Genomic DNA, 21,357 nt, shown 5'->3' on the forward strand with positions numbered 1-21,357 from the left:
CCGAGGCAAGGTGCAGGTTCAGCAGAACGGAGAACACCCATGACATCACGGCGCTCGCTGCTCACCACTGCCCTGCTCACGGCGATGCCGATCCCCGTCCTTGCCCAGCGCGCCATGCGCATCAGCGTCTGGCGCGACCCGAATTGCGGATGCTGCACGGGCTGGGTCGCGCATCTGCGCGCCGAGGGCTTTGCCGTGTCGGACCAGGTGGTGCCCTCAGTCGCCCCGGTGCGGCGCCGTCTCGGGACGCCCGCCGATCTGCTGTCGTGCCATGCGGGCGAGATCGAGGGCTTCGTGCTCGAAGGCCATGTGCCCGCCGCCGCCATCCGCCGCCTGCTGGTCGAACGCCCCGAGGGCGTTCGTGGTCTGGCTGTACCGGAGATGCCGGTCGGCTCCCCTGGCATGGAAGTGCCCGGCGCGCCTGTGGACAGCTACGACGTGATCGCGTTCGGCAGCGGCCCGCACAGGCCCTTCATGCGCTTCAACGGGCCGAACCCGGCCTGAGGCAGGCGAGGAGACACACCGCGCTCCCCGCCGAACGCGCATCCGGCGGGCAGTGGCCCGTCGTTGGTGACGGATGGTAAGCAGTACCGCTCGCCCCCCGCAGGTTCAGGGGGTAAGGCAGCAGTCCTCAAGCGAGCGCGGTCGGCGTGAACAGGATGCCGTGCGGGGAGCGTCCGACGCGTGTCGTCCTGACGGCGCCGCTGCGCGGGTCCAGCGTTGCGATGCGCCCGGACCACCGCAGCGTTGCCCAGATCAAGCCATCCGCGTCAAAGGTCAGGCAGTCCGGCCCGCCGCCGATTTCGTGAACGCGCTTGACCTCAAGCGTCTCCGGGTCGAGCGCGGTGATGCGGCTGTCGACGCGCGATGTCACGTACACCAACCCATTCTGCGGCGCTTCGAACACGGCGTGGGCGCCGCGGCCGACGGTGATGCGCCGATCTGCCTGGCGGGTCACCGGATCGATGACCGTGACGAAGTCCCCGCCCATCACGCCGACCAGGATGCGGCCGCGATGCCAGAGGATGCCGGCGGGTTCCCGGCCCACATCGGCACGCCACGCTTCGGTCCTGGTGTCGAGGTCGATCGCGATCGCGGCGTCATCGCCCTGGAGCGTGACGAAGGCGTACCGGGAATCCGGGGAGAAGGTGACATGGCTTGGCTTCCGGCCCGCCTGCAGCCGGCCCTCGAATCGCATCTCGGCACCGTCCCAGCCGTAGATGTCCACCTGGTTGCGCCGCAGGCTGGTGACGACCAGCCGTCGCCCATCCGGCGTGAAGCCGAGGTTGTAGGGGTTGCTGATCGGCTCCCGCCGCCGCACCTCCCCGGTGCGCGGGTCGAGGAGGAACATCTCGTTGGCACCCGAATCGCCGACCAGGATGAGGTCGCGCGCAGGCGTCAGGACCAGGTGGTGCGGTTCCCGCAGGACCGGGACGCGACGCTGGTCTCCGCTGCTCGCCGGGTCCAGCACCTGCACATTCGCATCCAGTGAGTTCAGCACGAACAGAGAGCCGGATGGCCTCGGCGCGATGGCCGGCGCCAGCGCCTGGCTGTTCGCCGTGCGCGTCGCGGCGATCAGCGGCGCTGCCAAGGCGGCGCCCACCAGAAGTCGGCGGCCGAGACGGGTTTCCTGGAAATCGAAGTGTCGCACGGCCGGTGTCCTGGCGCTGGGGGGGGACGCAGTGTTTCCGAACATCACCGCCGGGGCGCAAGCAGAAAAGCGCGCGGTCCGGATCCCGGCTGGCGCGCGCTGTCCGGCTCGCAGCGAATTCGCACCAGGAAGCAAATCACCCCTTGAACCTCTAGTCGCTGGAAGTCCCATAACGTCGTACGGGACCATTGGACGTACATCATGGGCGCAGCGACGAAACTGACCTGGCGGGTGGAGGGCATGGATTGCGCCTCCTGTGTCGCCAAGGTGACCAAGGCCGTGGAGCGGCTGCCCGGCGTCTCCGCCGTCCAGGTGAACCTCATGGCCGAGCGGCTGACGCTGGACCTCGACTCCGCCGGCAGGCCGGAGGCGGTCGAGGAGCAGGTCACAGCACTCGGCTACGTGGCGAAGCGGCTCGATGGTGCAGTGGCGGCCGCGCCAGCGGGCGCGGCGCCGGCAGCGTGTGGCCATGACCACGATCATCACGATCACGGCCACGAGCACGACCAGGGTCACGACCACGCGCCCGCCGCCGCCAAGGCCGCGGCCCCGGAGCCCGCCGCGCACGGCCACAGCCATGCGGACCATGACGACCCCGCAGACGCCACCAAGCCCTGGTGGGCAACAGGCAAGGCGAAGCTCGTCTGGCTGCTCGGCGCGCTGGTCGTCGGCGCCTATGCGCTCTCCCTCATCCTGCCTGAACGGCTGACGTATCCCCTGTTCCTCGCCGCCACCGCCGTCGCACTGGTGCCGTTCGGCCGGCGCGCCTGGGCACTGGCCCGTGCCGGCAGTCCGTTCAGTATCGAGACCCTGATGGTGACCGCGGCCGTCGGCGCGACGGTGATCGGGGCCGCCGAGGAGGCCGCGATCGTCGTGCTGCTCTTCGCGGTCGGCGAATTGCTGGAGAACGTCGCCGCCGGCCGCGCCCGCGCCGGCATCCGTGCGTTGGCGAGCCTGATGCCGCGGGTCGCGCAGCGCATCCGCGCCGACGGCGGCACCGACGAGATCCCGGCTGACCGCCTCGCGGTTGGTGACCTCGTGCTGATCCGCCCAGGCGACCGCGTGCCGTGCGACGGCACCATCGAGGAAGGCTCGTCGGCGCTCGACGAAAGCCCGGTGACCGGTGAAAGCATTCCCGTTGCCCGCGGACCCGGGGAGGCGGTGGTCGCCGGCTCGATCAACGCCGATGGCGCGATCCGTGTCCGCGTGACGCGCGCCGCCAGCGACAACACCATCGCCCGCATCATCCGCATGGTGGAGGACGCCACGGCATCGCGCGCGCCGACGCAGCGCTTCATCGAGCGGTTCTCCGAATGGTGGACGCCAGGGGCGATGATCGTCTCGCTGCTGGTGATCGTCATCACGCCCTTCGCCTTTGGATGGGACTGGAGCACGAGCCTCTATCGGGGCCTCGCGATCCTGCTGATCGCCTGCCCCTGCGCGCTGGTCATCTCGGTGCCCGCGGCGATGGCCTCGGGGCTGTCGGCGGGCGCGCGACGCGGCCTGCTGGTCAAGGGTGGCGCGGCGCTGGAGGCGATCGGCGCCGCCCGCACCGTGGCCTTCGACAAGACCGGTACGCTGACCGAGGGCCGGCCCAACGTCACCGACATCCTCGCTGCCGACGGCCGCAGCCCCGAGCAGATGCTCGCCCTCGCCGCGGCGGTGGAGCAGGGCTCGGCCCATCCACTCGCCAAGGCGATTCTGGCCGAGGCGGCGGCGCGCAGCATCACCGTGCCGCCGGCGAGCGCGCAAGCCGCCATCCCAGGCCGCGCCGTGACGGGGACGGTGGATGCCGTCGCCGTGTCCGTCGGCAGCCCGCGCCATGCGCGTGAGGCGAATGCCACACTCGGCGTGCTCGAGGCGGCGCTCGATCGCCTGGAAGGCGAGGGCAAGACGGTCGCGGTGGTGCTGGCCGGTGGCGCCGTCGCTGGCCTGATCGCGCTCCGCGACGAGCCCCGGGCCGACGCCGTGGCCGGCATCGCCGCGATCACGGCGCTCGGCGTGCGTCCCGTCATGCTCACGGGAGACAACCGCCGCACCGGCGAGGCGATCGCCATCTCGCTCGGCCTCGACGCCAAGGCGGAGTTGCTGCCGGATGACAAGCTGCGCGAGATCGGCAAGCTGCGGGAACGCGGCAGCGTCGTCATGGTCGGTGACGGGATCAACGACGCGCCGGCCCTCGCCGCGGCAAATGTCGGCGTGGCCATGGGTGGCGGCACCGATGTGGCATTGGAGACCGCGGATGCGGCGGTGCTGAAGGACCGTGTCACGGGCGTGGCGGAACTGATCGGCCTGTCGCGCGCGACGATGGCGAACGTCAAGCAGAACGTCGCCGTCGCGGTGGGCCTCAAGGGCGTGTTTTTGGTGACGACGCTGATGGGCGTCACCGGGCTGTGGCCGGCGATCCTCGCTGATACCGGCGCGACAGTGCTGGTCACGCTGAACGCGCTGCGGCTGCTGCGCTGGTCGCCGACGGCACGCACGAACGCGTCGTCATGACCACGCCCTTCGATCGCCCAAGCGGCGCAGCCATCCTGGCCACGCAAGCGCGACCTATCATCGCGACGCACACCGTAAGGGGGGATCCGGCTGAGGGAGACCTTCGAATGAAAGCCCTGAGAACGAGCGTGCTGATGACCGCGATCTTTCTCGCCTGGCGCGCGATCGTCGGCGTTCCGGCAGCCGCACAGGACGTCGAGGCCGGCGGCCTGCTGCTCACGGGCGCCTGGATCAAGGCGGCCGAGCAGGATCGGGACCTCTCCTACGCCTTCGTCACGGTCCGCAACCGTGGCCAGGAACCTGACCGGCTGGTCGCTGCCTTTTCGCCCGTGGCCGCCGCAGTCGAGATCCGCATGCCCGATCCTTCCGTCGCCGATGGTGCGCGGACCATGACCGAGGGGCTGACCATCCCAGCCGCTGGGGTTGTCGCGCTGGAACCGAACGGACCGCACCTGTTCCTGCGCGGCATCCAACAACCGCTCGGCGTTGGCGACGCCATTCGCATCGTGCTGCGCTTTGAGCGTGCCGGTCCGGTGACGCTGCAACTCCGCGCCCACTACCACTGAGCGTCGCATGGCAGCACCTGGCCCGACCGAGGAGGAGGAGCATCGCCGCATGCTATCGCGGCGACGCGGGCGGTCCATCGCGCTCCTGGTAATCCTGTTCGCGCTATCGGGACTTCTCTACGCGATCTCTCTCGCGAAGGTGGGTCAACAAGTCCAGACGCCCTCAGCCCGGTCAGGTGCGGTGCGATGACCACAGCCGCACTGACTACCGTGCCCGTTGGCACCGCACTGCCAGCACAGGTGAGCGCTGCCGTGTGGCTGTTGGCCCCGGTCCTCGGCGCGGTCCAGGCGCTGGCCTTTGCGCCGCTGCATGTGGCGGTGGCGCTGCCGATCGCCTTCGGCGGCTTGTTCCTGCTTTTGAATCGGACGCGATCGCTGCGCGACGCCTTCGTGCTCGGCTGGCTGTTCGGCGCTGGATCGTTTCTGGTCGGCCTGTCCTGGATCACCGAGGCGTTCGCCGTCGACACGGCGCGCTTCGGCGCCCTTGCCTTGCCGGCGCTGGTCGTGCTCGCAGCCGGGCTTGGTGTATTCCCGGCGCTCTCGCTCACCGCTGCGAGGCTGCTTGTGGGCGATCGCCAGGGCGCACCGCTCGCGGCCGCGCTGCTGGCCGCATGGGCTGCGGGCGAATGGCTGCGCGGCACGGTCCTGACCGGCTTTCCCTGGAACCTCGCCGGCTATGCCTTGGGTGCCTCGGACGCACTGCTCCAGGTCACTGCGCTCAGCGGCATCTACGGCGCCGGGCTGCTTGCCGTCGCGACCGGTATCCTTCCCGCACTTGCCGTCCGCCAACGGCGGATCTGGCCAGCCGCGCTGGCTGTCATGCTGCTGGCAGGCGCCTGGGGCCACGGCGCGTTGCGCCTCGCCGAGGTCACGCCCGTGGCGGTGACGGGCGTGCGCCTACGGATCGTCCAGCCGAACATCGCGCAAGACCTGAAATGGGCGGAGGGCGAGCGCGAAGTGATCCTGGCACGCCTGCTGTCGCTCAGCGCTCCGGCGGCCGAGGGCACAGCGCCGCCGACGCATGTCCTCTGGCCGGAATCGGCGGTGCCCTACCTGATTGCGGAGGCGCCCGCCATCCGCGCACGGCTCGCTGCCGTGGTTCCACCGGATGGCGCTCTGCTGACCGGCGCGGTGCGTCGCAGCGTTGCGCAGGAGGGACGGCCGGCACTGCTCAACAGCATCGTTGCACTCGACGTCCGCGGCGAAATCACCGCCGCATATGACAAGATCCGCCTTGTCCCGTTCGGCGAGTACCAGCCCCTGCGTCGCATCCTGGCGGCCCTGCCGAAGATGACGGTGGGCGAGGTGGACTTCATCCCCGGCGCACCGCGTCGCGCGCTGTCCGCCGCTGGCCTGCCACCGGCCTGGCCGTTGATCTGCTACGAGGCAATCTTCCCGACGCGGCCACCAGCCGGGGAGGCCGCGCCACGCTGGATCCTGACGGTGACGAACGACGCGTGGTTCGGGACCTCCTGGGGTCCGTACCAGCACGCGCTGGCCGCCCGAGTGCGCGGGATCGAGCTTGGCCTGCCGGTGGTGCGCGCCGCAAACAGCGGCATCTCCTTCGTCACCGATGCCTACGGGCGGGAGATGGCGCGGTTGCCGCTTGCCACGGTAGGGGTCCTGGATGTGGCGCTGCCTGGAGCGATCGCGGAGGCCACGCCATACGCGCGCTGGGGCGACCTGCCCTTCGCGCTCGCCGTGATGCTGCTGGCCGTCACCGCCGTGGCGCTGCGGAGGCGGCCATGACGCTTGAGTGGAGCCTGCTCGGCCTGTTCCTGGCCTTCGGTGGCGGGCTGGTGTCCTTTCTTTCACCCTGCGTCCTGCCGCTGGTGCCGGGCTACGTCGCCTGGGTCGCCGGCACCGATCTCGCCACAGCACGCGCCGAGCGATGGCGCGCGCTGCGGCTGTCCATCTTCTTCGTGTTCGGCTTCGGGCTGGTCTTCGTGCTGCTCGGCCTTGGGGCGACGGCGATCGGCGGGCTGCTGCGCAGTTGGTCCTACGAACTCACCATGGTCGCGGGCGGCCTGATCGCGCTGATGGGCCTGGTGCAGATGGGCGTGCTGCGCGCCGCGCCGCTGATGCGCGACCTTCGCTTCCGCCCGCCCTCCGAGGGCGGTGGCCCGGTCTCCGCCACGCTGATCGGCATCGCCTTCGGCTTCGGCTGGACGCCCTGCATCGGGCCAGTGCTGGCTGGCGTGCTGACGGCGGCGGCGCTGACGCCCGGCGCCGGGGTCGGGCTGCTCGCCGCCTATGCGCTCGGCCTGGGTGTGCCCTTCCTGCTGGCGGCCTTCTACCTGCCGGCGGTGATGGCCCGCGCGCGGCGGCTCGGGCGGCTCGGGCGCATCCTCCAGGTCGCAAGCGGCGCCGTCATGCTCGCTGCCGGCCTGGCCATCGCAACCGGCGAGATGACTCGGCTCGCCATTTGGATCCTGGAGGCATTTCCATGGTTGGCACGGCTGGGATGACCACGCCCGCCCCCCGCGCATTGCGGCGCTTCGGCCTGATCGCGGCACCGATCGCCATGGTCATCGACCAGGCTAGCAAGGCCTGGGCGCTCGACGCGCTCTGGCCACCCTACAGCGAGGGCATTGCGCTGCTGCCAGTGCTGAACCTGCGGCTCGGCTTTAACACCGGCGTCACCTTCGGGATGTTCGCCGAAAGCGCGGCAGGGGCAGTGTGGCTGCTCGTCGGCATCAAGCTCGCCGTCGTCGCATGGCTGCTGCATTGGCTGCGGCGTGCGGCCACCCGGACCGAGGCGACAGCGATTGGCCTCATCATCGGGGGCGCGCTTGGCAACATCGTCGACCGCCTGCGCATTGGCGCGGTCACGGATTTTATCGACGCGCACTATGGTGGTTGGCACTGGCCGACCTTCAACATGGCCGATGTCGCCATCGTCAGCGGTGTCACGCTGCTGGTACTGACCAGCTTCCGCGCGCCCGCGCCACAGGCGCAGCCGCAATGACCACGATCCTTGAACCGGAGGAACCACCGATGTCCCATGTCACCACCCGCCGGGCGGCGCTCTCCGTCGCGTTTTCCTTTCCCGCGGCGGCCGCATTCGCGCAGGCGCCCGGGCCCCAGGCCTTCGAGCCGACGGCGCCCGGCCCAGACACGCCTCGCCCCTTGCCCGGCGAGCGCATCATCGGCCGCGCCGACGCGCCGGTGGCGGTCATCGAGTACCACTCCCTGACCTGCGGCAATTGCGCGAACTTCCACACCACGATCTTTCCGCGCATCCGCACGGCCTTCATTGAACCGGGGCTGGTCCGCTTCGTGATGCGTGACTTCCCGCTCGATCGCGTCGCGCTCGAAGCCGCGGCGATGGTCCATTGCGGCGGGCCGGAGCGCTACGAGGCGCTGATCTCGACCCTCTACACGAACAAGGAGAGTTGGGCGCATAGCCCGGATGCGCGCACCTGGCTGCGTCGCACCGGCACGCTTGCCGGGATACCGGCGGCGCGGATCGACGCCTGCATGACCGACCGCGGCTTCACCGACCCGATCATCCTGATGCGGCTGCAGGGCGAGCGCGAGTCGGGCGTCAACGCGACCCCGTCTTTCGTGATCAACGGTCAGTTGCATCGCGGCGTGCAGAGCTTCGAGCGCTTCTCTGCCCTCGTCCGCCCGCTGCTGCCGCCCGGCACGGCGCCGCGCGGCTGACGATGCGGGGTTGCCTTCCGCATCGGAGCAGGGCACGGACCCAGGCATGATCCATCGGCACCCTCTGGCCCTCGGCCTCGCGCTCACGCTCGGCACCGGTTCTGCTGCCCTGTCGGCCCCCTGTCCGGTCGCGATGCCGGTCGCTGGCGAGTTCTCCTCCGGCTTCGGTTCACGGCATGGGCGTCCGCACCCCGGGGTGGACATCCGCGCGCCGGTTGGCACGCCGGTGACCGCGGCCGGGCCCGGCGTGGTGGTGTTCGCCGGGCGGTACTTCGACTACGGCCTGATGGTCGAGATCGAGCATCCGGACGGCTCCCGCGCGCGCTACGCCCATCTCGCCCGCTTCGCGCCGGGCATCGGCAGCGGAGCGCCCGTGCGGGCGGCACAGGACATCGGCGTCGTCGGGCGCACCGGGCGCACTACGGGGGCGAATCTTCATGTCGAGCTTCGTCGGGATGGCAGGCCTGAGAACCCCTGGCCCTGGCTGACGAGGAGTGCCTGCGTGCCCTGGACCGAGGTCGCGGAGGCCAGGCCGGCGCGATGAGATCCCTGGCGATCTACGTCGCGGCTGCCGCGGCCGAGATCGCCGGCTGCTACGCGATCTGGACCTGGTGGCGGCTCGGCGGGTCCATCGGCTGGGCCGCTGCCGGCGTCGTATCGCTCGCCCTGTTCGGCTGGCTGCTGTCACTGACAGATGTTGAAAGCGCCGGCCGGGCCTTCGCGGTCTATGGCGGCATCTACATCGCGGCTTCCCTGGTCTGGCTGCGGGCGGTGGAGGGCGCCTCGCCCGACCGCTGGGACCTGATCGGCGGCGCCGTCTGCGTCATTGGCGCGCTGATCATCCTCTACGGACCGCGCCAGGCATGAGGCGCGTCTGGGCAGAACTGCGTGCGCCTGTCTCTGCGCTGGTGCTGCTCGGGATCATCGCGCGCCTGTTGCTGCCGCTGCCGGCCTTTGCGGCGGTGGAGCGTTCGGCCTTCGACGCGCTGCTGCGTTCATCGCTCTGCCTGCCCTCGGGACAGCCCGGACCTGCGGAGGAAGAACAGGCTCCGCATGCGGCGCCGGCCGGCCATTGCCCACTGTGCCGTCTGCCGGATGGCGCCTGGGCGCTGCCGCCGGCGGACGCCGTTCTGAACCAGCCCGCTTGGGTGAACCTCGAACAGGCTCGTCCGCCTGGCCGTCGGCTCGTTCTCTCGCCGCCACCGCGTGGTCCGCCGCCGGCGCGCGCACCACCCGCACCTCCGAATATCGGCTGATCTTCATCGCCGGCGTCGTGCGCCGGCTGCTTTCCATTCCGATTCGGAGTTCTCATTCATGCGTCGCACTTTCCTGCGCGCGGCCCTCATGGCCGGCGCGAGTCTCACTGCCTCTGCCATGCCATCCGGGTCTGCCACCGCGCATGATTTCCGCGCCGGCGACTTGCAGATCGGCCATCCCTGGACGCGCGCGGTCGCGGCCAGCGCCTCGACCGCGGCGGGTTACATGACCATCCGCAACACCGGCAGCGTCGCCGATCGGCTTGTTGGAGCCGAGACGTCGCGGGTGAACAAGGTCGAGCAGCACGAGATGACCATGACCGACGGCATCATGCGCATGCGTCCAATCCCTCGCGGAATCGCCATTCCGCCCGGGCAGGAGGTCCGTCTCGCACCTGGCGGCCTGCACCTGATGCTGATCGGCCCGCAGGGCGGCTTCACCCAGGGTGCGCGCATCCCACTCACGCTGGTGTTCGAGCGGGCCGGGCGCGTCGAAGTCGAACTTGCGGTCGAAGCAGCCGGCGCGCGCGGCTCCGGCCATGACGGGCATTGAGGGCGTGTCATGAAGCTGTTGAAGCTGACGCGCTGGATCGCCTGGAGTGCTGTCGCCATCGTGGGGTTCGCGCTAGTGGCGACCACGGGCGGGTGGCTGGTGACCGATGGACCGCTCGGACCCCAGCGCGTCGCGACGGGGCCGTCGAGCCTTGCGATCGGCGGGCCATTCCGACTGACCGATCACCGCGGCCGTGCGGTGACAGAACAAGACTTCCGCGGCCAGCCGATGGCGATCTTCTTCGGCTTCACGCATTGCCCCGATGTCTGCCCGACCACCCTCAACGAGATGACGGGCTTCATCGAGGCGTTGGGCACAGACGCGGAGCGGATCCAGTGGCTGTTCGTGAGCGTGGACAGCGAGCGCGACACGCCGCAGGCGATGGCTGGCTACCTCGAGGCCTTCGACCGTCGCATCACGGGCCTGTCGGGCACCGAGGCACAGGTGGCCGAGGTGGCGCGGGCCTTCCGCGTCTATTACCAGCGCGTGCCACTGGAGGGCGGTGGCTACACGATGGATCATTCGGCGAGCATCTTCCTGCTGGACGCGCAGGGGCGTTTTGCCGGGACGGTCGACAACAAGGAGAGCGAACGGGTTGCGTTGGAGAAGCTGCGGATGCTGTTCGCGACGCGACAATGAAAGGTTGTAATCGCGGGTCGGTATCATGGCACGGTTGGAGATACGGCATCGGAGGTTCGGAACGATGAAAACCGCTGTGGACAGCCAGGAAGGCGCTGCGAGACGCCTACCGGGGCGCAAGATGAAGCCGGAGCACCGCGAGGAATTGCTCCGGATATGGGACGGTGTGGATGATGACGGCCGCAAGATGATCCTGTTCGTCTCGCGGCAGTTGGCTCGCGACCAGGGGCTGGTGCCGGCCGACACCCCGCTGGTGATCACCGATCGCGTGTTCTGACCTCGCTCACGGCACACGCCGCTTTGTCACCCCCACCGAGAGCGTCGCCGCCGTCAGATCGAACGTCGCTGCGGAGATGTTCCGCGCCATCACGCGCACGGTGTTGTTCGACCACACCGCGGCATCGAGTTCGATGAACCGCGTGGACGACACCAGCGACGCCGTTGCCAGGTCGCCGGCTCGTGCCCCGTTCACCGTGACGTCGAGCAGCGATGTCGCCCCCGGCGCCAAGCTCGGCAGGTCCCAGGACACCTCCGCCGCGAACTCCCGCCGGCCTGAGCCGAACAGCGCCCCCGTCAAGAGCGGCGTACCGTTCAGCACCGCGGGTGCCGCCTCCGGCAGCCCGTAGAGCCGCAGCGACTGCAGGTCGATCGGACCATCGAAGCCGATCACGCCCACCTGCGCATAGGCCACGGAGGCACCGACACGGATGGTTTGCCGCCGGTTGAAGTTGGCATCATCCATCGGCGCGCCGGCGTTCCAGCCCTTCGCCGGCCCGTTCCACTGCATGGTGGTGATGGAGGCCAGCACGTCGCCCGCGATGTCCTCGCGGACGTTCCCCGCGCCATCGAACACCCGCACGAACAGCCGCCCGCCCGAGGCCCCGCCCGTCAGCCAATGCGCCAGGGCGAACTCCTTGGCCTGGGAGGTGTCCAGCATCCAGCCCAGCCCTCGGTTGGCTGCCAGCGTCACCGCCCGATCGGTCGGCGTGAGGTCGGTCAGCCCGTTGAAGCAGAAATCCGCCATGAAGGTGGCCGTGGTGGTGGAGGTGGCGATGGTGATCAGCCCCTCCACCCCGACCTCCGTCGCCGACTGCCGGAACGCCGCGGCGCGCGTGTTCGGCACCCCGGCCAGGAAGCGCTGGAATCGCGACGCCGGCGCGCGATGCCGGTTGATCACGGCATTGCCGCAGCGGTTCGCCGTCGCCGTGTAGTCGATGCCGACGAGGTAGGTGTTGGTCCAGGCGATGTCGTACTCGCAATCCTGCGCCCCTGCCGTGTGGCGCGCCGCCAGCGGCGAGCATGCCTCCATGCGCATGTTGCGCGCGATGATGGCGGAGCCCGAGGTCTGGTTCAGGAAGGGGATGGCGATGTTGCTGCCGGCCTGGCGGAGCTCGAAGTTCGGCGCGTCAAAGACATGGCGGTTGTGGTTGGTATAGGCGCCGGCCTCATTGCCGAGTCGGATCCCGAAGCGGTCCTGTGCCGCGTTCACCCCCGTCGCGTGCGCAAAGTGGCCGCCATAGTAGCGCACGGAGGTATTCCATGCGGTGGCGGTGGCGCACCAGATGTCGAGACCGATGCGGTTGTTGACGATGCGCCCGAGCGTGAAGGTGCTGTCCTCCACGCCGCGGCCATCGCCCAGCGTGCGCATGCCGATGGTGAAGCCTTCCACGCGCCGCAGCTCGATTTGCGATGCATCGACGTTGCGCACGGTGATGCCGATATCGGCCTCGGAGGACCAGTCGGACTGGGTGGCGCGGATGACGTTCAGCCCCGTGTAGAGCTTTTCCGCGTTGCGGAGGGTGCCGCCATCGCCCAGCACCAGCACGCTGGTGGGCGCGGTGCCCGTGTGGCGGATGGTGCCCTGCATGATCAGGCCGCGCGCGCCGCCCGGCAGGGTCACGGTGCCGGAGACGTTCCAGGTGCCGGGCGGGATCATCGCGAATTTCTGGTCGGCGCCGGCGCGATCGAAGGCGGCCTGGATGGCGGTGCGATCGTCCGCCACGCCATCGCCCAGCCCGCCGAAGTCGTTCGGCAGCACGGCCTCCCGATCACGCAGGTACTTCGCGAAGTCGCTCTTGTTGAGATTGGCGTTGAGGACCAGCAGGTCGTCGATGCGTGCCGGCATTTTCCCGGATCTCCGATCAGAGGGCGGTTGCGGTGACCGGACCGGCGAAGGCGGAAACGTTGCCCTCGGCCGAGACGCTGCGCAGCCAGTACCAGCGGGTCTGGCCGGCGGTGAGGCCGGTGCGGTCCCAGGGCAGCGCAGTGGGCTCCGCGGCCAGCTTGGTGGCGGCGGCCAGGCTGGCGCTCTCCGCCTCGAACACCTGCAGCCGCACCGCGCCAATCGGGACGCCGCCCGAGAGGCGCACGCCGCCGGTGATGCCGAGCGCGGCCGGCGCGGTCACGGCGCCTGGGACCGCCGCCTCCCGCCATCCCGACACGGCGCCACTGCGCGCCACGGCGCGCGCCCGAAAGGCGGTGGGCTCCGTGGTGGGGACCGAGGCCGCGGTGGCGCCCAGGGCGCCCCCGTAGCCCTGCCAGACGGCAACGGAGGCCGGCAGGAACTCCAACTCGTAGCCGGCGAGATAGGCTGAGCCCACGGGGGACCAGGACACCCCCAGCGCTCCAAAGGCGGCGGTGACCGGCGTCGCCACAGCGATGGCAGCCGGCGCGGCGATCACGCCCGGGTTGGGCAGCACCACCGACGGGCTGTCGCCCGCCGCGCGCTCGTCCACCGCGGGGTTCCAGTTCCAGACGGCGGGGTCCTCCTCCGACAGCGCGAGGTCCACCCCGCCATCGGGCGACAGCCGCCAGCCCGTCACCCGCGCCGGGAAGGCCCCCACCCGGTCGAGCGCCACCGTCACGCCATCCCAGGGCCGCAGGCGCAGCGCGGAGAGGTTCGCCGGAAACGCCACCTCGCGCTGGCGCCGCACCCGCTCCAGCTCGGCTTTCATCAGCCGCTGGACGGTCGCCACTGACGTCGTCAGCGGGAACTCCAGGTCGCGAAAAATCTGCTCGCCGCCATCCTCAGCCACGTAGTTGGCGGCGAGCAACGGCGGGGCGTCGGTGGGCTGCCAGTTTTTCGCCGGGTCGACATAGACCGCCCGCACCCCGTTGAAGAGATCGCGCCGCGGCCGGGAGCCCTGGATGGTGACGTCGCCGCGCAGGTCGTTCGAGGTGAGCGTGGCCGAGGGCAGCGCGGGTCCGCCCGCATGGATAAAGAACCGCCCGCCCGACACCACCATCGCCCCGGCCATGGCGGCGACGAGCTTGCGGGTGATGGCGATCTTGCCCTCACCCAGCGAGACGCGGCCATTCACGGTGTAGCGGCGCTCATGCAGGCCGGCGCGGGTGCCGATCAGCTCGTCGCAGATGTTGGCGGCGGCCATGAGGGCGGGAATGTCGATGTCGTCCCAGGAGGCTTTCCAGCCAAAGGGCGCGGTGAGGTACCAGGCCAGGCAGAGCGCCGGGTTGTCCGACCAGCCGGTGGCGCCGGTGCGCGGGTCGAGGATGGTGTCGGCGCCCTCGACCAGGGCGGCGATGTTGGGCGGGCCGGCAGGGAAGGCCTCGGCGGTGATTTTCAGGCGCAGCGCGACATAGGCGCGGCCCCGGCCGCGGTGCTCGGCGGTCCACTTGCCGCCGGTCTCGGCGATGAGGTTGCCGTCGGCCGTCTGGTCAATTGTGCCCAGGTGCCGATCGATCCTGACCAGCCCGGCGAACTTCGCGTCGGTCGCCAGCGTGTCGCCCAGCCAGACATCGCCGATGCCACGGACGCGGTGCGCGGCCAGCACCACCACCGAGTAGAACCAGCCATCGGTCCGCCCCTCGTCGTCGGGTGCCGAGTGGATGAACACGATGGGCCCGCCGACCTTGCAGCGGCCAAAGACGATCTGGTGCTCGGTGATGGGCTGGCGGAAGGATTGCGTGCGGCCGGCGCCGGGAGCGGTGGCATCGTCGCTGGGCCGGGTCGGGGCGGCGGGTCGCTTGGCGGGAAAGACCGAGGCACCGATGGAGGAGACGACAAAGGCCGCGCCGGCACCGACCAGCGCACCGAGCAGGCCACCGCCGAGGGCGGCGGAGGCCACGCCGCCGGCCACGACGGCGATGAGGGGGATGGCAGCGGGCATTCAGCCAATCCTCCAGGCGGTGGTGCAGTCGGTGATCGGGAGGCGGGTGAGGCCGCGGGGCCCGACGAAGGCGGCCCGCCCTGCGTCCACCACCACACCGAGCCGATCCGGATCAGGGGCGAGTACGACATCGCCCATGCGGGCAAAGACGGGCGGGATCTGCGGGAAGCCCGCGCTATCCGCGGAGGCGGCGAGGTCCGGCAGCACGCGGACGCGGGGCCGCTCCCCGGTCACCGCCTCCACCGCCGCCATGGCGAAGCGCGCGCAGTTCCAGCGAGGTGCGTCGAACGGGCGCGTCTGCGCCGCTGACAGCAGGGCTGCCAGCCGCGTCGGCCACTCGGGATGGCGCATGGGGGCCCGGGCCTACCGCGTCGGCAGCCGGATCTCGGCCTCCTGCAGCGCCGGCACGTATTCGAAGAACCGATCGCCGGGGTATTCGGCCTGCTGGTCGGCATCGGTGTAGCGCCGCACCTCGGCGCGCTCGAGGTCCACCAGCCGGCTTTCGCAGGTGAGCGTGACGCGCGGCTCGGCACCGTCCGTCACCTGCATCGTGTCCATCAGCCCCTCCCACAGCGGAAACGGATCGGCGATGAAGGCGCCCTCGGCATCGAGCAGTGCGCCCCAGAGCCGGGCCGGCCGCAGCCGAAAGCTCCGCTCGGCCAGGGCGATGTCGATCACCTCCTGCGGCACGGGCGAGAGCGCCAGGGACAGGCGAACGGCGCGCAGCTCCACCGTCTCCTCGATCTCGCCCACGGCGCCGATCGAGCCCACGCCCTCGAACACCTTCCCCGCCCAGTGCAGCAGTCCCAGCCCGGTCCAGGCGCGAAAGGCGCCGGAGGCGAAGTCGAGCTCCACCATCACCACCGGCGCAGCGACCGGCGCGGTGGCGGAGGCGGCAGCATGGGCCGAGAGGCGCGGAGTTCCGGTCACAGGGCTTCCTCCATGCGGATGGTGATCGCGGTGAACCGCCCCGGTCGGGTCGGATTGGCCGCCTCGTCATCGGAGACCAGCCGCATCGGCACGCTGGGTTTGGTCAGCACCAGCGGCGCGCTGATCCCCATCGCCTCGCGCAGCGGCGGCGCGACGGGGATGGTGGCCGTGCCCGCGCCCGACGCCATCACCGTCTCGGTCGCCATGTACAGCCGCCCGCCCAGGCCGATGTGGTCCCCGGCCCCCACCGCCACCGTGCCCGGCCACCAGCCCGCGGTGGTGATGCTGAGTGCCCCCCGCGGTGCTCCCGTGGCCAGCGCCGGATTGCCCGACCCCACCACCAGCCCCGTCCCATCCGTGAAGATCGTCGCGTCCGAGAAGCTGTAGGGTCCGCTCGGTACATCGCCCTGGTTGCGCGGGTCGCCCGTGCGAAACTCCCGCCGCCAATCCCACACCCGCACGGTGTTCACCGAGCCGGCCAGTGCCGCCAGCAGCCCCTCCAGCACGCCAGCGCGGGCCGGGTTCAGCGGCTCAAAGCTCGCCTCCGCCACCCAGCGCGCCCCCTCGCGCCGCATCACCTGCGTGGCGCGCGTCACCGGCGAGACAAAGCGCAGCGTGTTGTGCTGGAGGTAAAAGACCAGGCGCGACGGGCGCAGCAGCTCCGGCCAGGCATATTCCACCATCGCCGCTACCCCCGCACCGTCTCATAGGCCGTGCCGCCGCGGCGCACCGCGTCCAGCGTCATCACCGAGGCCTGGCGCGCGATCTGCCCCGCCAGCAGCCGCAGCCGCGCCTCGACGCCTGCATCCGCGCCGCGCGCATCAATCGAGATGGTCTGGTGGATCACCGGGCCGCTTGCCGGCGCGGTGCCGTTCGGCAGCACGGTGCCGCTCCGGCTGGGCACGAACCACTCCGGCCCGCGCTCGCCGACGATGTACGGCTGCCCCGCCGAGACCGGCCCGCCCTCCGCCCGAAACAGGCCGGAGAACAGGTTCCCGAAGGAGAAGCCCGATAGGGCGGTGGTGACCGCATTGCCCAGCGGCTCGGTGATGGTGCGCCGGGCAATCACCCGGGCGATGTCCTGCAGCAGCCCCTGCATCACCTTGGACAGCTTCTCGCCCTTGATGATGGCGTCCTCGAAGGCGCTGCTGAAGGTCAGGCCGAGATCGCGCGCGGTGCTGCTGGTGCGCTCGGTCGCCGCCTGCACGCGCTGCTGGCCGCGCTCCAGCTCCTCCAGCGCGGCATTGGCCTCGCGCGAGATGGTCTCGTCCGGCACCGGCCGGCCAGCCCGCTCCGCCCGCTCCACCAGCCGGCCCAGCGTCTCCAGCCGGCGCTGGTACTTCTCATAGGCGGTCTCATTGTTCTGGATGAGCCGCTCGCGCTCGCGGATCAGGTCGTTGATCTCGCGCTCCGCCTCACGGTCGGGGCGCGGGATCGTGGCCACGCGGCGTGTCGTGCCCTCAATGCGCTGCAGCGCCTGGTCGCGCTCGCGCAGCGCCAGGGTTTCCAGGCGGGTGCGGTCGGCGGCGGTGAGCCCGCCCGCGGCCTCGGCCTCGCGCAAGCGGCGGACGCGTTCCTCATAAGCGCTGTTGATCCGGAACCGGTCGTCCAGCTGCTTGCGGAGTTCCTCGGCCTCGGCCGCGGCGCGGCGGCGGCGGGAGTCGGCGGCTTGCGCAGCGGCGCCCTCCTGCTCGGCGCGCTGGCGCTCGCCGGCGGCCTGCTCGCCGCGGGTGATCTCCTCCGAAAGTTCGGCGTACTGCCGGCGCAGCTCCTCCAGCCGCGCGGCGCGGTCGACGCCGGCCTGCTGCTGGGCGGTGCCGACCAGCCCGCCGCGGATGCTGCCGCGGCGCGGCTGCGGGCGCAGGCTGTCGCGGCCGTCATTCTCCGCCTCCATCCGGGCGATGGCGGCGCGCAGCTCCTCGGCCTGGCGGCGGCGGTCGGCATCCACTTCGCCCGGCAGGCCCAGCCCGGCGCCGCGGCGAATGCCGTCCAGCACGCGCGCGGTCCCGGCCAGGGCACGCGCCAGGCCGTTGGACAGGCCGATGGCCTGGTCGAGCTGGCCGAGAAAGGTGTCGGTGGCCGCCGTCAGCTGGCCAAAGGCGCGGCTGAGCGACAAGGGCGCGCGCTCGAACTCCGCGCCCAGGCGCTCGGTGGCGCGCAGCAGGGCGGGAAACACCCGCTCGGCGGTGAGCTGGCCCTCGGAGCCCAGCTTGCGCAGCTCGCCGATGGAGACGCCGAGCTCGCGCGACAGCCCCTCGGCCAGCAGCGGCATGGCTTCCAGGATGGCGCGCAGCTCATCGCCCTGCAGCACGCCCGAGGCCAGCGCCTGGGCCAGCTGCAGCGTGGCCGAGGAGATCTCCTGGGTGGACGCGCCGGAGACGATGGCCACGCGCTGCAGGCCGCCGACCAGCCGCACGACCTGGTCCGAGGTGGCGCCGATCTCGCGCGCCGCGATGGAGAAGCGCTGGAAGGCGGAGACGCTTTCGCCCACGGCGACGCCGGTGGAGAGTGCGTTGCGGTACAGCGCCTCATAGACCTCGCTGGCGCGCTCGATGGAGCCGGTGGCGTTTTGCAGGCGCGACAGGCCCTGGGTGAGGCTGTCGCCGGCCTGGACAAAGGCGCGCGCCGCGGCGGCGAGGCCCGCGATCTGCAGGCCGCGCACAGCGACGTCCAGCAGGTCGAGGGAGCGGGAGGCGCGCTCGGCGCCGCCCTTGATCTGGTCGAGGGAGCGCTGGCCGGTCTCGCCCACCTCGCGCAGCCCGGCCTTGACCCGGGCGGCGTCCTCCAGCGAAAGGCGCACCGACACGCGGCGGGTGGCGTCGGCCATGTCAGCTGGTCTCCCCATCGCGGTGGGTGGTGGCGGCCTCGGCCATGCCGATGCGCAGGGCGAGCAGCAGCTCGGCGGCAGCCCAGCCGGTGGCGCCGAGATCGCGGGAAGCGGCCAATGCGCCGGCGGTGTCGAGAGTGAGGCCGGTTATCGAAGTCTGGGCGCAGGCGGTGCCGGCGGACCAGCAGGCGTGGCCCTCCACGCTCACTGGGGCATGCGCGGCATAGGGGCACTCCGTCCCGCAGTCGCGCGCGAGGGCGGCGCAGCCGCGGCAGTATTCGGGCCCGCGGCCGAAGTGCCAGGCAGCGCGAGCCCTTAGCCGTTTCCCTCCAGCGCCACGGCGGCGACGGGCGACGTGGCGCGGTCCCAGAAAGCGGCGGCGATCTCGTCCATGTCCATCAGCCGCTCGACGGCTTCGGGCGAGAGCGGGAGCGGCTTGCCGGCGGCGTCGCCGACGCCGTCCCAGGCCAGCACCGCGTGCCGAGCGAGCGCCTTGACCAGGAAGGCGAAGGAGAGGCCGCGGGCCATGTCGGGGTCGAGGTCGGGATCCGCTATGCGGATCGCGGCGAGACGGCGCGCGGCGGCGGCCTGCGCCGCGGCCATGACGGCGGTAGTGACAGGGCGGATTTCCACGCGCACGCCGCGCGGCAGGTCGAGCCAGTACGGCTCGACCGGGAGGTCGAGGGTGAGCATGAGGTCCTCCAACGAAATGGCGGGAGCGCACGATCCGCGTGTGCCTTCCGGCGCAGGGGGTGCGATCGGGGGGATGTATTGGCTACTGCCGGTAGCCGGCGCACAGAGCGAAGTGCGGAGCCTCAGCCCGAGGAAACCTTGCAATTGGGGCTTGGGCCAAGCTGAGAAGCGGCGGGGAGGGCCATAGCGCGCGGATGACGAACACCCGCCGCTGTCCGCTACTCCGTTCGGGCGGTTGCGACCGATTACACGCGCCCACCAAGTCGGCGCTGCCGTGCCCGAATTTCGCTATCGGGAAGCCAGACCGTTGCGTCCTCGCTCCAGGTGAAAAGCGCCGCGTGCAACACGACAGGATCTGCGGTGCGATGGCGATGGACTTCATCGAACGCCCAGAGCACGCCGTGAACCTCAATGGCTGTGCCCGCCGCTGCGCGCAACCGGCCGTCGCCTGTGAGCAGGATGCAGTCCTGCGTCGTCTCAGCCAGCGCCCAGGCGGAGCAGTCATACAGCCGCAGCGCCGGGTTCTCACGTTCAAGAGCGACTGCGCGGTCGATCAGTGCGCCGCTCAGCCCGATCACGCGTAGGCCCTGCCGGACCAGTGCCCGCTTCTCGGTCGCTGGGATGCTGAGGAGCTCGTCCTCGTACAGCAGATCAGGGACCTGGATCTCATAGGGCAGCCGCAGCAGCGCCTCGAGGAGCGCCCCCTTGCGCAGGTCGATCAGGGCGCTCGTGTCACTGATGATGATCCGCATCGACCGCCTGCGGCCCCTTCAGCTCCGCTTCGACCTGGGACACTGGCTCGCGTAGCAGATCGGCCGCCTTCGGAAGCGAAATAAGCTTCTCCGCCACAGCCCGCATGCAGAGCCGTCGCAGTCGGCGCGGCTTTTCGCGCTCGCCGCGCTCGTCCGCTGGTTCAAGTTGCTCCGGCTCCTGCGAACGCCAGCTGCGCGCGACGGTCTGGAAGGCGTAGGTGAGGCTCGCCTGATCGATGACGCCGATGTCCCGGAGGCGCACGAGTAGGGCAGCGCCGCTGACGCGGTAGATGCGCTTCAAGTCGATGAGCTCACGATAGCTAACCAGGTGCCGCCGCGCGCCGATCTCACGGACGAGGTGGTCACGCGGCATGAGTAGCGCGCTGGCGAAACGGGTCATCGCCTGCTCCTCCTCCTTTTCGGAGAAGCCGGCAGGATCGATGACGCGATGCGCGAGTTCGTGTGCAAGGGTCAGGCGCCGTCGCTCAAGCGACTTGCTCCGGTTCGCTACGATCACGGGCACTGGCTCTAGTCCGCCTGGACGCTGTACCAGACAGGTGAAGCCGGAGACGGAATCCGGCAGATCCTCAAGCAGGACCTTCAGCCCCTTCTCTTCGAGAAGCTCGGTCAGATTTGGGATCGGATCGAGGCCCAGCTTCCACTGCCCCCGAACCTCGTTTGCGAGTTCCTCTGCCTTGTCGACCGACTTCACGCCCCGTAGCACGTTGAACGGCGCTGACCAGGACGCACTGTCGAGGCCCAGGATGCGTTCTAGCTGGAGGTAACGCTCCACCCACTCCAGCACCGCGGCCTCGACGCGGGCGCGGTCCTTCGCAGAGGTGCTCGCGCGGGTGCGGAAGTCCACCTCACCGAGCTTCGCATCCTCCACGGCCAGCAGGTAGGGCACCGACACCTTCAGTGCCCGGCTGAGCGCGAGCAACACATCCGAGCTCGGAGTCATTTCACCGCGCTCGTACTTGCTCAGCGCCTGCGCGGTGACCTTTCCGCAGACCGCATCCTCAAGCGCGCGCAGCGACATGCCGGTCCGTTTCCGTGCAAGGCGCAAGCGGTCACCGAACATTGCACCCTCCCTTTCTTGTTGACAAATTCGCCTCAGTCGTATGTTTTGTAAACCATCGGCTGCGACTCCGTCAACGGCCTTGAAGGCGACAGCCGGCACACGTTTGCAGGAGCAATG

General features: G+C 70.5%; 24 protein-coding genes. 13 read left to right on the forward strand and 11 right to left on the reverse strand.

Features of this window, described 5'->3' with window-relative positions; translation table 11 throughout:
• Positions 1 to 39 precede the first annotated feature (39 nt).
• Positions 40 to 504 (forward strand): DUF411 domain-containing protein, encoded by a 465-nt coding sequence (locus ICW72_RS10795; RefSeq protein WP_191082712.1) that lies wholly within the window; start codon positions 40 to 42, stop codon positions 502 to 504.
• Between the two features lie 127 nt (positions 505 to 631).
• Here the strand turns inward: ICW72_RS10795 and ICW72_RS10800 are convergent, their stop codons facing one another.
• Positions 632 to 1,651, reverse strand: a complete 1,020-nt coding sequence (locus tag ICW72_RS10800) for a YncE family protein (protein ID WP_223880529.1) — start codon at positions 1,649 to 1,651, stop codon at positions 632 to 634.
• 201 nt (positions 1,652 to 1,852) lie between these two features.
• Between ICW72_RS10800 and ICW72_RS10805 the strand changes: the two genes are divergently transcribed.
• From ICW72_RS10805 to ICW72_RS10860, 12 genes are all read left to right on the forward strand, one after another.
• Positions 1,853 to 4,150 (forward strand): heavy metal translocating P-type ATPase, encoded by a 2,298-nt coding sequence (locus tag ICW72_RS10805; RefSeq protein WP_223880530.1) that lies wholly within the window; start codon positions 1,853 to 1,855, stop codon positions 4,148 to 4,150.
• The gene (locus tag ICW72_RS10810) at positions 4,147 to 4,716 is read left to right on the forward strand and encodes a copper chaperone PCu(A)C (RefSeq protein ID WP_191082713.1); all 570 of its coding nucleotides are present in this window, start codon (positions 4,147 to 4,149) and stop codon (positions 4,714 to 4,716) included. Before ICW72_RS10805 ends, ICW72_RS10810 begins: the two co-directional genes overlap by 4 nt.
• A gap of 186 nt (positions 4,717 to 4,902) precedes the next feature.
• Positions 4,903 to 6,465 (forward strand): apolipoprotein N-acyltransferase, encoded by a 1,563-nt coding sequence (gene lnt, locus ICW72_RS10815; protein WP_223880531.1) that lies wholly within the window; start codon positions 4,903 to 4,905, stop codon positions 6,463 to 6,465.
• The gene (locus ICW72_RS10820) at positions 6,462 to 7,184 is read left to right on the forward strand and encodes a cytochrome c biogenesis CcdA family protein (protein ID WP_191082714.1); all 723 of its coding nucleotides are present in this window, start codon (positions 6,462 to 6,464) and stop codon (positions 7,182 to 7,184) included. Before lnt ends, ICW72_RS10820 begins: the two co-directional genes overlap by 4 nt.
• Positions 7,181 to 7,684: a signal peptidase II gene (gene lspA, locus ICW72_RS10825; protein ID WP_223880532.1), complete on the forward strand. Its 504-nt coding sequence runs from the start codon at positions 7,181 to 7,183 to the stop codon at positions 7,682 to 7,684. The genes ICW72_RS10820 and lspA overlap by 4 nt, the downstream gene beginning before the upstream one ends.
• A 29-nt stretch (positions 7,685 to 7,713) precedes the next feature.
• Positions 7,714 to 8,382: a thioredoxin domain-containing protein gene (locus ICW72_RS10830; protein ID WP_223880533.1), complete on the forward strand. Its 669-nt coding sequence runs from the start codon at positions 7,714 to 7,716 to the stop codon at positions 8,380 to 8,382.
• 46 nt (positions 8,383 to 8,428) lie between these two features.
• A complete protein-coding gene (locus ICW72_RS10835) occupies positions 8,429 to 8,926 on the forward strand; it encodes a M23 family metallopeptidase (protein WP_191082717.1) in 498 nt (165 codons plus the stop codon).
• Positions 8,923 to 9,249: a YnfA family protein gene (locus ICW72_RS10840; protein WP_191082718.1), complete on the forward strand. Its 327-nt coding sequence runs from the start codon at positions 8,923 to 8,925 to the stop codon at positions 9,247 to 9,249. The genes ICW72_RS10835 and ICW72_RS10840 overlap by 4 nt, the downstream gene beginning before the upstream one ends.
• Positions 9,246 to 9,638, forward strand: a complete 393-nt coding sequence (locus ICW72_RS10845) for a hypothetical protein (RefSeq protein WP_191082719.1) — start codon at positions 9,246 to 9,248, stop codon at positions 9,636 to 9,638. The genes ICW72_RS10840 and ICW72_RS10845 overlap by 4 nt, the downstream gene beginning before the upstream one ends.
• Before the next feature lie 58 nt (positions 9,639 to 9,696).
• Entirely contained in the window at positions 9,697 to 10,191 is a 495-nt protein-coding gene (locus ICW72_RS10850) for a copper chaperone PCu(A)C (protein ID WP_191082720.1), read from the forward strand.
• Positions 10,192 to 10,200: 9 nt separating this feature from the next.
• Entirely contained in the window at positions 10,201 to 10,830 is a 630-nt protein-coding gene (locus tag ICW72_RS10855; protein WP_191082721.1) for an SCO family protein, read from the forward strand.
• A gap of 76 nt (positions 10,831 to 10,906) precedes the next feature.
• A complete protein-coding gene (locus ICW72_RS10860; RefSeq protein WP_191082722.1) occupies positions 10,907 to 11,107 on the forward strand; it encodes a hypothetical protein in 201 nt (66 codons plus the stop codon).
• Positions 11,108 to 11,113: 6 nt separating this feature from the next.
• On the opposite strand, the gene ICW72_RS10865 is transcribed toward ICW72_RS10860, so the two are convergent.
• The 10 genes from ICW72_RS10865 to ICW72_RS10910 form a co-directional block, all read right to left on the reverse strand.
• Complete coding sequence (locus ICW72_RS10865; RefSeq protein WP_191082723.1) at positions 11,114 to 12,955, reverse strand: hypothetical protein; 1,842 nt, start codon at positions 12,953 to 12,955, stop codon at positions 11,114 to 11,116.
• 16 nt (positions 12,956 to 12,971) lie between these two features.
• Entirely contained in the window at positions 12,972 to 14,957 is a 1,986-nt protein-coding gene (locus ICW72_RS10870) for a phage tail protein (RefSeq protein WP_191082724.1), read from the reverse strand.
• Positions 14,958 to 15,308, reverse strand: coding sequence for a DUF6950 family protein (locus ICW72_RS10875; protein ID WP_191082725.1), 351 nt, complete (start codon positions 15,306 to 15,308; stop codon positions 14,958 to 14,960).
• Between the two features lie 12 nt (positions 15,309 to 15,320).
• A complete protein-coding gene (locus ICW72_RS10880; protein WP_191082726.1) occupies positions 15,321 to 15,887 on the reverse strand; it encodes a hypothetical protein in 567 nt (188 codons plus the stop codon).
• A complete protein-coding gene (locus tag ICW72_RS10885) occupies positions 15,884 to 16,570 on the reverse strand; it encodes a hypothetical protein (RefSeq protein ID WP_191082727.1) in 687 nt (228 codons plus the stop codon). Before ICW72_RS10885 ends, ICW72_RS10880 begins: the two co-directional genes overlap by 4 nt.
• 5 nt (positions 16,571 to 16,575) lie before the next feature.
• Positions 16,576 to 18,714, reverse strand: coding sequence for a tape measure protein (locus tag ICW72_RS10890; RefSeq protein ID WP_191082728.1), 2,139 nt, complete (start codon positions 18,712 to 18,714; stop codon positions 16,576 to 16,578).
• Between the two features lies 1 nt (position 18,715).
• Positions 18,716 to 18,922: a hypothetical protein gene (locus ICW72_RS10895; RefSeq protein ID WP_191086354.1), complete on the reverse strand. Its 207-nt coding sequence runs from the start codon at positions 18,920 to 18,922 to the stop codon at positions 18,716 to 18,718.
• 107 nt (positions 18,923 to 19,029) lie between these two features.
• Positions 19,030 to 19,407 (reverse strand): hypothetical protein, encoded by a 378-nt coding sequence (locus ICW72_RS10900; protein ID WP_191082729.1) that lies wholly within the window; start codon positions 19,405 to 19,407, stop codon positions 19,030 to 19,032.
• Between the two features lie 245 nt (positions 19,408 to 19,652).
• On the reverse strand, positions 19,653 to 20,159 hold the full coding sequence (locus ICW72_RS10905) for a PIN domain-containing protein (protein WP_191082730.1): 507 nt from the start codon (positions 20,157 to 20,159) through the stop codon (positions 19,653 to 19,655).
• Positions 20,140 to 21,240 carry a helix-turn-helix domain-containing protein gene (locus ICW72_RS10910; RefSeq protein WP_191082731.1) on the reverse strand — a complete coding sequence of 367 codons (1,101 nt, stop codon included), beginning with the start codon at positions 21,238 to 21,240 and terminating at the stop codon, positions 20,140 to 20,142. Before ICW72_RS10910 ends, ICW72_RS10905 begins: the two co-directional genes overlap by 20 nt.
• Between the last annotated feature and the right edge of the window lie 117 nt (positions 21,241 to 21,357).

The sequence above is a fragment of the Roseococcus microcysteis genome (genome assembly GCF_014764365.1).
In the GTDB taxonomy this organism is placed as follows: domain Bacteria; phylum Pseudomonadota; class Alphaproteobacteria; order Acetobacterales; family Acetobacteraceae; genus Roseococcus; species Roseococcus microcysteis.

Excerpts from the sequence above, each read along its gene's own strand:
- ICW72_RS10795 (WP_191082712.1), top strand. The coding sequence starts at position 40 with ATGACATCACGGCGCTCGCTGCTCACCACTGCCCTGCTCACGGCGATG.
- ICW72_RS10805 (WP_223880530.1), top strand. The coding sequence starts at position 1,853 with ATGGGCGCAGCGACGAAACTGACCTGGCGGGTGGAGGGCATGGATTGC.
- ICW72_RS10810 (WP_191082713.1), top strand. The coding sequence starts at position 4,147 with ATGACCACGCCCTTCGATCGCCCAAGCGGCGCAGCCATCCTGGCCACG.
- lnt (WP_223880531.1), top strand. The coding sequence starts at position 4,903 with ATGACCACAGCCGCACTGACTACCGTGCCCGTTGGCACCGCACTGCCA.
- ICW72_RS10820 (WP_191082714.1), top strand. The coding sequence starts at position 6,462 with ATGACGCTTGAGTGGAGCCTGCTCGGCCTGTTCCTGGCCTTCGGTGGC.
- lspA (WP_223880532.1), top strand. The coding sequence starts at position 7,181 with ATGACCACGCCCGCCCCCCGCGCATTGCGGCGCTTCGGCCTGATCGCG.
- ICW72_RS10830 (WP_223880533.1), top strand. The coding sequence starts at position 7,714 with ATGTCCCATGTCACCACCCGCCGGGCGGCGCTCTCCGTCGCGTTTTCC.
- ICW72_RS10835 (WP_191082717.1), top strand. The coding sequence starts at position 8,429 with ATGATCCATCGGCACCCTCTGGCCCTCGGCCTCGCGCTCACGCTCGGC.
- ICW72_RS10840 (WP_191082718.1), top strand. The coding sequence starts at position 8,923 with ATGAGATCCCTGGCGATCTACGTCGCGGCTGCCGCGGCCGAGATCGCC.
- ICW72_RS10845 (WP_191082719.1), top strand. The coding sequence starts at position 9,246 with ATGAGGCGCGTCTGGGCAGAACTGCGTGCGCCTGTCTCTGCGCTGGTG.
- ICW72_RS10850 (WP_191082720.1), top strand. The coding sequence starts at position 9,697 with ATGCGTCGCACTTTCCTGCGCGCGGCCCTCATGGCCGGCGCGAGTCTC.
- ICW72_RS10855 (WP_191082721.1), top strand. The coding sequence starts at position 10,201 with ATGAAGCTGTTGAAGCTGACGCGCTGGATCGCCTGGAGTGCTGTCGCC.
- ICW72_RS10865 (WP_191082723.1), bottom strand. The coding sequence starts at position 12,955 with ATGCCGGCACGCATCGACGACCTGCTGGTCCTCAACGCCAATCTCAAC.
- ICW72_RS10870 (WP_191082724.1), bottom strand. The coding sequence starts at position 14,957 with ATGCCCGCTGCCATCCCCCTCATCGCCGTCGTGGCCGGCGGCGTGGCC.
- ICW72_RS10875 (WP_191082725.1), bottom strand. The coding sequence starts at position 15,308 with ATGCGCCATCCCGAGTGGCCGACGCGGCTGGCAGCCCTGCTGTCAGCG.
- ICW72_RS10885 (WP_191082727.1), bottom strand. The coding sequence starts at position 16,570 with ATGGTGGAATATGCCTGGCCGGAGCTGCTGCGCCCGTCGCGCCTGGTC.
- ICW72_RS10890 (WP_191082728.1), bottom strand. The coding sequence starts at position 18,714 with ATGGCCGACGCCACCCGCCGCGTGTCGGTGCGCCTTTCGCTGGAGGAC.
- ICW72_RS10900 (WP_191082729.1), bottom strand. The coding sequence starts at position 19,407 with ATGCTCACCCTCGACCTCCCGGTCGAGCCGTACTGGCTCGACCTGCCG.
- ICW72_RS10905 (WP_191082730.1), bottom strand. The coding sequence starts at position 20,159 with ATGCGGATCATCATCAGTGACACGAGCGCCCTGATCGACCTGCGCAAG.
- ICW72_RS10910 (WP_191082731.1), bottom strand. The coding sequence starts at position 21,240 with ATGTTCGGTGACCGCTTGCGCCTTGCACGGAAACGGACCGGCATGTCG.